The sequence below is a fragment of the Owenweeksia hongkongensis DSM 17368 genome, assembly GCF_000236705.1.
GTDB classification, from domain to species: domain Bacteria; phylum Bacteroidota; class Bacteroidia; order Flavobacteriales; family Schleiferiaceae; genus Owenweeksia; species Owenweeksia hongkongensis.
In genome coordinates, this window is record NC_016599.1 from 2,741,872 (window position 1) to 2,753,098 (window position 11,227).

Annotated in this window: 10 protein-coding genes; 1 reads left to right on the top strand and 9 read right to left on the bottom strand. The window is 40.2% G+C overall.

What is annotated here, in order from left to right:
• Nucleotides 1–13: 13 nt before the first annotated feature.
• The 5 genes from gatA to OWEHO_RS12155 all read right to left on the bottom strand — a co-directional run bounded on the left by gatA (nucleotide 14) and on the right by OWEHO_RS12155 (nucleotide 5,422).
• Nucleotides 14–1,435, bottom strand: coding sequence for an Asp-tRNA(Asn)/Glu-tRNA(Gln) amidotransferase subunit GatA (gatA, locus tag OWEHO_RS12135; RefSeq protein ID WP_014202776.1), 1,422 nt, complete (start codon nucleotides 1,433–1,435; stop codon nucleotides 14–16).
• Nucleotides 1,436–1,463: 28 nt separating this feature from the next.
• Nucleotides 1,464–1,664, bottom strand: coding sequence for a Sec-independent protein translocase subunit TatA/TatB (locus OWEHO_RS12140; protein WP_014202777.1), 201 nt, complete (start codon nucleotides 1,662–1,664; stop codon nucleotides 1,464–1,466).
• Between the two features lie 143 nt (nucleotides 1,665–1,807).
• Complete coding sequence (locus tag OWEHO_RS12145; RefSeq protein ID WP_014202778.1) at nucleotides 1,808–3,286, bottom strand: sulfatase-like hydrolase/transferase; 1,479 nt, start codon at nucleotides 3,284–3,286, stop codon at nucleotides 1,808–1,810.
• Nucleotides 3,287–3,320: 34 nt separating this feature from the next.
• Nucleotides 3,321–4,055, bottom strand: a complete 735-nt coding sequence (locus tag OWEHO_RS12150; protein ID WP_014202779.1) for a PPK2 family polyphosphate kinase — start codon at nucleotides 4,053–4,055, stop codon at nucleotides 3,321–3,323.
• Nucleotides 4,056–4,102: 47 nt separating this feature from the next.
• Nucleotides 4,103–5,422, bottom strand: coding sequence for a serine hydrolase domain-containing protein (locus OWEHO_RS12155; RefSeq protein ID WP_014202780.1), 1,320 nt, complete (start codon nucleotides 5,420–5,422; stop codon nucleotides 4,103–4,105).
• Between the two features lie 183 nt (nucleotides 5,423–5,605).
• Between OWEHO_RS12155 and OWEHO_RS12160 the strand changes: the two genes are divergently transcribed.
• Entirely contained in the window at nucleotides 5,606–6,391 is a 786-nt protein-coding gene (locus OWEHO_RS12160; protein WP_014202781.1) for a hypothetical protein, read from the top strand.
• 275 nt (nucleotides 6,392–6,666) lie between these two features.
• On the opposite strand, the gene OWEHO_RS12170 is transcribed toward OWEHO_RS12160, so the two are convergent.
• From OWEHO_RS12170 to OWEHO_RS17965, 4 genes are all read right to left on the bottom strand, one after another.
• Complete coding sequence (locus OWEHO_RS12170) at nucleotides 6,667–8,247, bottom strand: T9SS type A sorting domain-containing protein (RefSeq protein ID WP_014202783.1); 1,581 nt, start codon at nucleotides 8,245–8,247, stop codon at nucleotides 6,667–6,669.
• Nucleotides 8,248–8,290: 43 nt separating this feature from the next.
• The gene (locus OWEHO_RS12175) at nucleotides 8,291–9,460 is read right to left on the bottom strand and encodes a DUF4932 domain-containing protein (RefSeq protein ID WP_014202784.1); all 1,170 of its coding nucleotides are present in this window, start codon (nucleotides 9,458–9,460) and stop codon (nucleotides 8,291–8,293) included.
• 139 nt (nucleotides 9,461–9,599) lie between these two features.
• Complete coding sequence (locus OWEHO_RS12180; RefSeq protein ID WP_014202785.1) at nucleotides 9,600–10,640, bottom strand: DUF262 domain-containing protein; 1,041 nt, start codon at nucleotides 10,638–10,640, stop codon at nucleotides 9,600–9,602.
• A 1-nt stretch (nucleotide 10,641) separates the two neighbouring features.
• On the bottom strand, nucleotides 10,642–11,223 hold the full coding sequence (locus tag OWEHO_RS17965; protein WP_014202786.1) for a hypothetical protein: 582 nt from the start codon (nucleotides 11,221–11,223) through the stop codon (nucleotides 10,642–10,644).
• Nucleotides 11,224–11,227: the final 4 nt, after the last annotated feature.

Here is an 11,227-nt window from a genome sequence, read left to right on the forward strand (position 1 = left end):
CCGGTTTTTTCAACTAGTTGCTGTTCATTAACTGGTGTGAAAACTGCAGCAATTCCTTTTCAGAAAAAGCAGGAGCCATCAATTGTATACCGTAGGGCAGCCCATTACTGTGATTTCCCATAGGTAATGAAACGGCAGGAATACCGCAAATATTGGCTTGTACCGTAAAGATGTCTTCGAGGTACATTACCGTAGGGTCGGTTTGTTTTTTGCCAATTTCAAAGGCCGTGTGTGGAGCTGTTGGCGAAAGCATCAAGTCATAATCTTCAAAAACCTTTTCGGTTTGTTGTTTGATTAGCATTCTTGCTTTTTGTGCCTGACCGTAATATGCTTCGTAATATCCGCTGCTCAGTACAAATGTTCCTAGCAAGATTCTACGCTTTACCTCGGTGCCAAAACCTTCGGTGCGCGAAAGTTTGTAGGTAGATTCGAGATCAGTAGCATTTTCGCTGCGGTAGCCAAAATGAATTCCATCATAGCGAGCCAAATTTGAAGAAGCTTCGGCCGTGGTAAGTACGTAGTACACGGGAACCATATAATCCAAGTGTGGAGAATTTACAGGCTCTACAGTGTGACCTTCAGCTTTTAATTTTTCAATAAGATCCATCATGCCATCACGAATTTCGCCATCAAGGCTATCATTCATAATACATTCTTTGATGTATCCTATTTTTAGTTTTTTGTCACCGCTCGCATTAAGTTCAATCGGCTCAACTTCTTTACGCGAAAGCGTGCTGTCAAAATTATCCTTACCCGCCATTACCTCATATAGCAAGGCAGCGTCTTCCACACTTTTGGTAAAAGGGCCAATCTGATCGAAAGATGATGCGTAAGCAATAAGACCGTGGCGAGAAATTCGCCCATAAGATGGTTTAAAACCAACTACACCGCAAAAGCTGGCCGGCTGACGAATACTGCCACCGGTATCGCTACCCAATGCAGCGTGACAAAGGTTGGCAGCAACAGCAGCAGCACTTCCACCTGAAGAACCTCCAGGTACTTTGGTGATATCATGTGGATTTTTTACCGGGCCATAATGCGAAAATTCATTGGCTGAGCCCATTGCGAATTCATCACAATTGAGGCGACCAATGATAATAGCATCTTCTTCCAAAAGGCGCTCAATGGCGGTTGCGTCAAAAAGAGATTCAAAACCGTCAAGAATTTTGGAAGCGGCAGTCACTTTATGACCTTTAAAGCAAAGGTTGTCTTTAATACCGATTACCATACCCGCCAGTTTACCGGCATTGCCGCGCTGTATCTTTTGATCAATTACAGTGGCGCGGCTTCGAGCGTCATGCGCAAATACTTCTACAAAAGCATTGAGGTGCTCATGCTCAGCAATACGCTCCAAGTAAAATTCTACCAGTTGGGTACAAGAAGATTCACCATTGTGTAATTTTTCCTGTACTTCAGCTAAGGTTTTAAAATCCATTAAAAGACGGGTATTTGGGAAAAGTGGGTTATTTTTTATCCGATGAAGAAGCCTTGGTATCGGTGTCTTCGTCTTCCTTTATTGCATTCTTAAATTCCTTCACTCCACCACCAAGTCCGCGCATTAATTCAGGTATTTTGCGACCACCAAAAAGTAAAAGTACCGCGGCTACAATAAGAACGATTTGCCAAGGGCCAATCATACCTAACATTACAGATGCAAGATTCATAAAAATTCCATTTAAAAATTGGGGGCAAAGGTATGAATTAATGAAGATTAAAGATGCTAGCCTTAGTGTTTTGTGTGACCCGCTATTTGGCTGTAGTTAAAAGGATTTCTAGGGAAATTGAACGAAGAACGTCAAAATGGCTTCTAGTCGTTTTGCAGCGGAACATACTTAGGTTCATTGCCCACGTGCTTTAAACGGTAATTACCCATCCAGTTTTCCCATTCCTGCTGTAGCTTTTGTGCTTTTTTTGGTTGTTCTGATATCAGATTTTGGGTTTCGGCTCGGTCAGTTTCTAGGTCGTACAGTTCCCAAGTATTTCCGAAAGCTTTCACAAGTTTCCAGTTATTATCAATGAGGGCGGCATTGTCATACAAATGAAAATACATAGGAGGAGAAGGTGGCATCTTTTTACCCGTTAGCAGAGGGTACAAACTTCTTCCGGATAAAGGCTTATCATCAGGTGCGCTTGGATATTCAGCGCAAGCGAGTTCAAAAAAAGTAGGGGCCAGATCCAGAATCTGTGCTGGTGTATCGTTCACTTTTTCATTGGGAGGAATCACATCTGGCCAGTTTAATATGGCTGAAGTACAAGCCCCTCCATTGTGCTGATTTTGCTTATACAACCTATATGGAGTGTTGCTTGCAAACGCCCAGCCCAGACCGTAATTGTGATTTTCACCCAATGCTCCGGGTACATCTTTTCTTCCGCGGTCAAAAGGATTGGCCCCATTATCACTAATAAAAACGATAAGAGTGTTGTCTCGAATTCCTAGTTCTTCAAGCTTATCAATTACTCTACCTACAGAAGCATCCATTCTGTAAATCATGGCGGCATAAGTCGCCATTCTATCAGCTTCAATTTCCTGCTCCTTTGGCGATAAATCTTTCCATGCGGGGATTGTAGATGGACGATCAGGAACGGGCCATTTCGCATCAATGATCCCAAGTTTTAATTGACGTTTTATTCGCTCTTCACGGATTTTATCCCAGCCTGCTTTATAGGTGTTTTTAAACCGCTCAATATCTTCAGGAAGTGCCATCAAAGGCGCATGCGGGGCGGTGTGCGCCAGATAAAGGAAAAAACGCTTTTCCGGGTTTGCTTTATGACCTTCTTCAATAAACTTGACTGCATAATCGCCATAGGCTGAAGTGGCATAAAAATTATCCGGAACTTCAAACTTATCATGATCAAGCCTAAAGCTTGGATCGCCTTTAAAGTAGTTAGTAGCACCATTGAGATGTCCAAAAAAATGGTCAAAGCCACGATTTACCGGGTTTCCCGAAAGATGCCATTTTCCCACAGCGTAGGTATTATAGTTGGCTCTTCGTATCACTTCGGCAATAGTTGGCCCATTTTCCAGATGAATGCCGCTGTCGTGCCAATGTTGCCCACTTATAATCATGGCTCGCGAAGGTTCGCATTTGGCACTGTTATAAAACTGGCGCATCCTTATTCCTTCTTGTGCTAGCTTGTCAAGGTGGGGAGTTTGTATTTCGCTGCCAAAGCACGCCAGGTCTGAGTAGCCCATATCATCAGCTACAATGAGAATAATGTTGGGTTGAGCAAGGCTTTGGGAAGCGCAAAAAGCGAAAAATAATAGTGTATGAAAGATGTGTTTCATGGAATGAATAAAGCAATGAGCATAGATAGCAATTTTAGCTCGGCTTCGGATAAGTCATATTTAATGTCTCCAGCTTTTCTACCACTGCTTTTGCAATAAGGTAGTTTCGGTACCACTTATCCTCAGCGGGTATTATTTGCCATGGAATTTGAGGACTGCAGCGCTCAAATATTCTTTCATAAGTCTCTAAGTAGGCCTGTCTGTTTTTCTGTTCCTTGGTGTCGGCCTCATCGTATTTCCATTGCTTTTTAGGATCCTTTAAACGTGCCTTCAATTTGGCCTGCTGCGCTTCTTCTGATAGGTTGAGAAAGAATTTTAAAATTAGAGTGCCTTGCATTTGAAGGTGCTGCTCAAAGTCATTTATGTAATCGTATCGATGCTCGATTCTGGAGGCATCGGCCGTTTCATGCACAGTTGGCACCAATATATCTTCATAGTGCGATCGGTTGAAAATCTGTATCATTCCCTTGGCGGGAAGGTGCTTGTAAATACGCCACAGGAATCCGTACATCAACTCTTCTTCAGTTGGTTTTTTGAATGAGGTTACATTACAACCCGTGGGGTTGAGGCAAGAAAATACGTGCCTTATTGTACTATCTTTTCCAGCAGCATCAAGCCCTTGTAAAATGATAAGCACGGAGTTTTTCTGGTTAGCGTAAAGCAAATGCTGTAAATCAAAAAGTCGATCCTGAAGCTTCTTGAATTTCTTAGTTATTTTCTTTTCGCTTAGGTCTGTGGGAGCTGTAGTTGGAAAATCTGTTATGTGCATTTCTCAAATCATTGAAATGAAAAGATACATTGTTTTTTAATACCCTATTACTCCCTTGTCATCACATAGCTGCCACCGCCTTGATTTAAAGTCATTTGCTTTGCTTCTGGATTGAAATCTAAAACCACTCCGGCCTTATCAAAAGAAAATTGATGTTCGGCAGTAGCTTGTAACGGAAAAGATGGCTGGCCGGTAGCTTGCGCCACTAAGGTGTTTTCGGACTTAGTGATGGTAACTTTCAAAGGTATTTGTGGACTGGAGTACACTCCTAAATATTTGTCCAAATCGGCAGAGGAAACCGCAATGCTTTTAAAAACCGGAATTTCGTAGGGTTCATTAAAAACAGCGCTAAGCACAGCTATGCTCACATTATTGTGATTGTAATTGTTCCCGTTAGAAGTGATTGCAAAAGCAACTTTGTCATCTTCAAAATATCCAAAAACGGAACTAAAACCATCAATGCCGCCAGTGTGACCATAGCTTGTTTTGTCGCCAAAAGGCATGGTGAAAAGGCCCATTCCATAACCATCTTTTATGGTCGTCATGGTTTTTAAGCTTTCTTCAGAAATTATTTTTCCGCTGAAAAGCGCAAAAGCAAACTGGGTTAAATCCGAAGGTGTGGAAATAATAGCCCCAGCACCCATAGGTACAGACATATCCGTTTCAGGTTGTTTTTCCCAGCTACTTACATATTCGTATGAGTTGCACTCGTTTTTAGATAAATCAATCTTACCGCCAAACTTGGTGTTTTTCAAGTTCGCAGGTTTTATGATTTTCTCATCTAAAATGTCCGAATAAGGCTGGTCGTATACTTTTTGCAAAATGTAGGATTGCAAAACATAGTTGGAGTTGCTGTACTCGGCTTTTGAGTCTGGCTCAAAATCGCTTCCTGACTTGGCAATGATGGCAACCATGGCGGCCTCAGTTTTTGGCTCAGTATTATATTCCAAATAGATATCATCATTTGTAAAGTTGTGAATACCGCTTCGGTGATTTAGCAAATTGCTGATGGTTATTTTTTTAGCGTTGGTCACTGAAGGAAAGAACTTGTGAATCGTTTGATCCAAGCTTAGCTTATTTTCTTCTACAGCTTTTAAAACCATAGTAGCGGTGAAGGTTTTGGAGATAGAACCAATTCTGTATTTCGTGTTGGCATCTGGCTTCTTTTTGCTTTCCACATCAGCAAAGCCCGTGGCCTTGGTGTAAATCACTTCGCCATTTTTGGCAATAGCCACACTGCCCATAAACTTATCATTGGCTTCTAGAGCTTCCAGGTAATTGTCGAGCTTTTCCTTGTCAAAGGTTTGCGCAAAGCCAATGTGTAAGGTGCAAAATGAAAGTGCGGTAATTAGGATAATCCGGATCATGGTGAAGTGATTTTGTTTGGGTTCTAAAAATAGGAAATTAAGGTAAGGCGCGACATGATTGCAATGCAAGTGCGTCACTTTTACCAAAGACTGAATTTTTAGGTAAAGGTTGGAAATTGAACTGATACTGAACACAAAGCCAGGTTTTAGGTTTTTAGGATAATTCAATCAAAGACGAGCAAAATGAAAAAACTATACGCAGTCCTAAATACGGTGGTGATTATTGCGCTAATAATTTGGAACTATTGGAGCAATACGGGCGGAATCAATGGAAATACGGTTGGAGACTTGAGCGACCAATATTATAATTTGTTTACACCTGCTGGCTATGCCTTTGCTATTTGGGGCCTTATATTTTTAGCGCTTTTGGTTTTAGGTTTTAATCAAATAAAGCAAGCCTTTTTTGATGGAAAGCACAGTGAAAGCATTTTGCAAATAGGGCCTTGGCTGATAATTGCAAACTTAGGCAATGCTGCCTGGTTGTGGTTTTGGCTCCATGAGCAAACAGGGCTAAGCGTGCTCATAATGCTGGTGATTTTATTCTCGCTAATTCAAATAATTGTGAGGCTAAACATGGAGAAATGGGACGCTCCATTGAGTTACATTGCCACAGTGTGGTGGCCCATTTGTATTTATAGCGGATGGATTGCAGTAGCCAGCATTGCCAATATTTCAGCCTATTTGGCCAAAGCCGATTGGAGTCCACTTTTTAGTGAAGTCAACTGGACGGTAATAATGATAAGCGTGGCAGGTGTATTAAACCTCTTTATGATTTACACCCGAAATATGCGCGAGTTTGCTGCTGTGGGCGTGTGGGCGATTTTAGCAATAGCGGTAAGGCACTGGGGAGAAATACCCGCAATACAGTGGACGGCCGTTTTTTGGGCAGCGGTTCTATTTTTGGCAATAGCAATACACGGTTATAAAAACCGAGCAACTCATCCATTTAGAAATTTAGGAAAGGACTAAGAGCGAACCTTAGACTTCTTGAGTGTTTTTCTTGGAAGAAGTGAGGTAAGCGTTAAACCTACACTGATGCCTACCAATAAACCGTGAAGCATATCTGGCAACTGAAAATAGAAATAAAGAATTTGAGTAGCGGCCAACATAAATAGGCCGGTGATTAAAAGTGTGCGAGACTTGGTGCTATTGATCATCGAATGTTTCTTTTTCTATAAGGTAGATGCTAAATGTAAAGCTTAATTTTTGAAAAGCTCATCTGTTTATCCAAAGTTGAAATACTGTTACTGCTTTACAATCTGTGTAGTCACCGTTTCGCGCGCAGTGCTTATCTCCACATGGTAAGTGCCGCTTCCGTAGTTTTCTAGGTTAATCTCCAGCCTCTCGCTAGCCTCAGTATTTTGTTTTGAAATCATTAGTCGACCATTGGAATCGTAAATTTTTACATACTGTAGTTGTTTGCTTTCCACGTAAATGGTGGAGACGGCCGGATTGGGGTACACAAAAACAGTAGGCACTTTTTCAGAAGAAATTGACTGCAAGGATAAGGTGGTTCCATCTGCTGTCATTCTTTGAAACCAAATGTTCAGATCACCATTTTGAGTGTCGCCCCAGGTGGCATTCAGCGTGTCGTTTTGCAATTTGATGCACATAAAATCATTTCCGGCAGCTTCTAAAACAGTGTCGTGTGCTGCGGCTTGGTTGGTGATTTGAAAGTTGGGGGAAAAGCTTGCAGAATCTTTGCTACGGTATGAAGCCCAAATCTCGGTTGATGCTTGGAACGTGCTGTCTGCACCGTTTCTTCTATCTCTCCAGCTTATCACCAAATCGCCATCTGTATCAAAATCTGCCCATAGTAAATCCTGCATTCTATTGTTTCCAATCGGGTCATCATTTACGCGGATGGGCGAGGTCCAGTTATTTCCGGCATCTACTGACTCTATAAAAAACACATCCAAATCGCCATGCGTGGCGCTTAAAAATATATAGGCCAAATGATTGGGATCTGATGGATCGCAGATTAAAAGATTGGCTTTTTTGGCTAAAGGATAATCGCCAATGTTTGTAGGCGAAACGAAGGTTATCAGATTTTTGTGCGAAATAGTTTTGCCACCATTGGTAGAAGATGCCAAAAAGGTTTGGGCATAGGGACTTTGTGAAATCACATAAGAGGGATAGGCGCCATAAAATGTACCTGTAGAACTAATAGCGGGAGAACACAGTGGTAAAGGATTGATGCTTCCGGCAAGCCAGCCTGCCGTGTCTATATAGGTGGTGGTAAATGTGTTTCCGCCATCGGTGGATACCGATAGGTAGGGGCGGTAACTAGGATTATTACGATTTAAGGGCATCGAGCTTACATAAATGTTTCCTTGGGTAGGTGCAGCTGATTTATCAATCGCGATCCAGGGCCTGTCGATAGGCCACTTGGTGCCGTCATAATTGGTGTTTATCACTTCGGTAGGGGTGCCCCAAGACAAACCACCATCTGTAGATTTACTGATGTACACTCCACCTGTAACGGGAGGATTTGTTCCTGTAAAATCTATAAAGCAAACAAACACATCACCATTGTGATCAAAATCTAGGGAGGGGTCAACTGATGAATAGCTACTTACTGTGTGAGGTAGCTCTACAGTAGAACTCCATGTTTTTCCGCCATCAAAGCTGCTGCGTATTTTTATTTTAAAGAGATTGGAAAAATTAATCCAGCCCATCCAGGCTACCACCAAATGTTGCGAGTTATACGGATCAATAGCTAGGTAGGGCTCGCCATCAAACACATTTCCATTAGACAAATTTTGGTTTTGCCCAATTGAAACCGTGCTGAGTAGGATTAATAGAGAGAGAATGAATTGTTTCATGGTTAAGTAGTTTGTAGATAGCTGTTTGGCTATGGCAGCACTATCAGTTCGTATCTTTTGTTAGCCGCATCAACTTACTATTTATTTGCTTTTTATTGAAGGTTTCAAGCTGCTTAAGCAATACTGGGATGAAATCTTGAAATGTGCCATATTTATCTCTTTTGCTTTCATAGTGCAAAACGAGTTCCTCCGCTTCGGGCAATAGAATGAAACCATTTTCTTCAATATTGTATTTTCTCATCGCATCGAGGTCTGGAATATCCATTGCTCTGGCTACTCTAATTTCTCCTAATCTTACCAGGTGTTCATTTACAAATCCCCACCAAGTGCCATAGCCTTGTTTAGTCATTACAGAGTCAAGCTTAGGAACAAACAAAGAGTCCGTTTTGGCGATTTGCGATTTTAGCTTTTCGGACTCAATGTATGGTGTAATAAAGGGGTGGCAGAACTCGTGTACAACCAAGTCTCTATAATATTCATCTGCACCCTCTCCTGAAAAACCAAAGGTTTCATAAGTTGAACTACTATCCCATTCGACATCGTTTGCCGGGGAAATTATCTGGAAAAATATATCTCCATCTTCTGACTTTGTATTGGCACCAAAACCCATCCCGAATGGTGAATTTGGAATTAAGATCATGTGGTAAGCATGGTTTTTTATTCCAAAATAATCTTCCATTATAGGTATTAGATTGTCATCTAAATAGGATTTTGCTTCAGCAATTGCTCCTTCATAGAAATATGAATGCTTGGAGATGAATTCCCCAACCTTGGCATCCTCATAAAAATTTTGGAGAGTATTTATGTAGACCATCAAAGTGTCCTTGCGCTTATCCCAATATTCAGAAGATATTTCATGCTTCAAAGAATTTGAAGGTAGTTCCTCAAAATACAATAGTCCTTGCAAAATCATATCCCCTGTACTACTTGTAGCATTCAGCATATTTTGAGTTTCTAGCACTGCAGGATGATTTTTATATTCAGCAAAAAACTCCCTTGCTTCGTACATTATCGGCTTGCCCTTGTAATTTGAATCCCGATATTGAAACAAGGGATCATCCTGAGAAATAGAGCGTAAAATCATAAATGTCTCTATGGTTTGATTTACACTTACCTCTACACGCTTTTCTTGAGCGCTATTGCTTGAGGATTTTCTCGGCTCTTTACATGAAACCAGAATTAATATTGAAAAAAGAAAAATCAATCTGTTCATGAGGTTTGTTTTTAGTGAAACTAATAGCCCAGCAGAGCCTGCCCTGTACTTAATGCGGGGAGACTCGTACGCTTGGTGGTGAGAGGCGCACTCCGTTCCTAATTAGGGGCGGAGTCGTTTGCTCTATTGGCACTAGTATTTAATTCCAAACATTACCCAATTTCAAACTCAAACCGTTCTCACGTACTTTTCTGCTTCCAATGTCTGTGGTAGCTCTAATACCTCTACCATATTCTTTGGTAGCTTCATTGTATTCAACTTCTGCATCTCCTTTATCAGTTTTAACGAAATAATCTATTTCACCTGCAAATTCTAGAAGTTTTTCTCTTACTTCTTGTCGTGACTCTTTTGCTAATGGAAGGCTAGCGACTTGTTTGGCAAATAACCCAAATAATGTATAATAGTCTGCTTTTTTACTCCAACGAGTATTTGATATTTCAGGCAGTATCTTTAGCAGTTCTCCATTGACTATATCAAAAACTTCAACAATTTCCTTTTCTCTTCCAAATTCCTCTTCATATAATTCGTAAAACTTATCTAGATTATCTTTTTTGTTTTGAAAACCATGTAGCGCAAAAATGGCAAGTTCACTTATGTATTCAACATCCAACATTCTTCTAATATCATTTGGAGTGAAAACATCAATTTTACCCCAATACTCTTTATCAGAAATTAGATTCATTGTTTTAATGAATGAGCCCCAGTATGTTGCTTGTCTTAATTCTTGTTTATTCAGGGATACGACATTTTTATTAAGTCTTTGAAAAATCGCCCTAAGTTCAGTATCAGGTATATCAGGTAAAACTCTGATTACAAAATTGTATTGAAAGAAAACCTTCTTCTGTTCAGCTGATAAATCCTCGAAATATAAGTCTGCTAAATCTGGACTTTCTTTTGAATCAATGCAGTATTTTCCTTCTAAAAAATCAAGTACAGCTCTTGTTCTCTGCTGTCCATCAACAATAATGTATTTAGCTTTTCCTTTCTCATCTACAGTTTCCTGCATATATATTTCTGGAATGGGATAACCATTTAAAATTGTATCAATTAAAAAGCTTTTTTGTCTAGTAACCCAAACTGGGTTTCTTTGAAAGGGCGGCTTCATATCAAGCTCACCTCTGTCATATGCGCCCTTGAACCAAGCTACGTTTCGATTTGTGGTATTTAAGTAATTTTTCATTTTATGTTGTTTCAAAGAGTTTTACTCTAAGGTTTTCGAGATTGTTTATTTGATATGCTCTTAAGGATTCATAATCCTTATACAGTCGAATATTAATTGTCCTATTATTAGCAGGTGATTTTTTTGATTGTTCCATGAGTGCTAATGACCATTCTTTGCCGAATGGAAGGAGCTCTAGTATCTTATCCGTTGCGATTGTTCCCCAATAAATATACTTTTCCCTATGGTCTCGCAGACTAGCCTTTTGTCTCGGTGTTAAGTCAAACCTTTTGGTGCCAAGGTTCCTAAGGCACTTCCATGCTATATCAAAGTATAACTCGGAAATGATTGCAATATCAATGTCAGATTCGTCATTAAAACTTTTATAATCCTTATATGGATTTAGACTAAACCCACAACTTGAGCTTCCTGTAAAAACCATTGATTTACTGTCAATTTCAAGTTTCTTAGAGAGTTCTTCTTTCCATTCGATATATGAAATTCTGTCATCTTCAAATACAAATGGGACTCTGTCTAAAACCCATTTGGAACAAATAAATGAGCTTGAGTTGTCAATTAATTCATATTTGAAATCTTCAATCATTTAT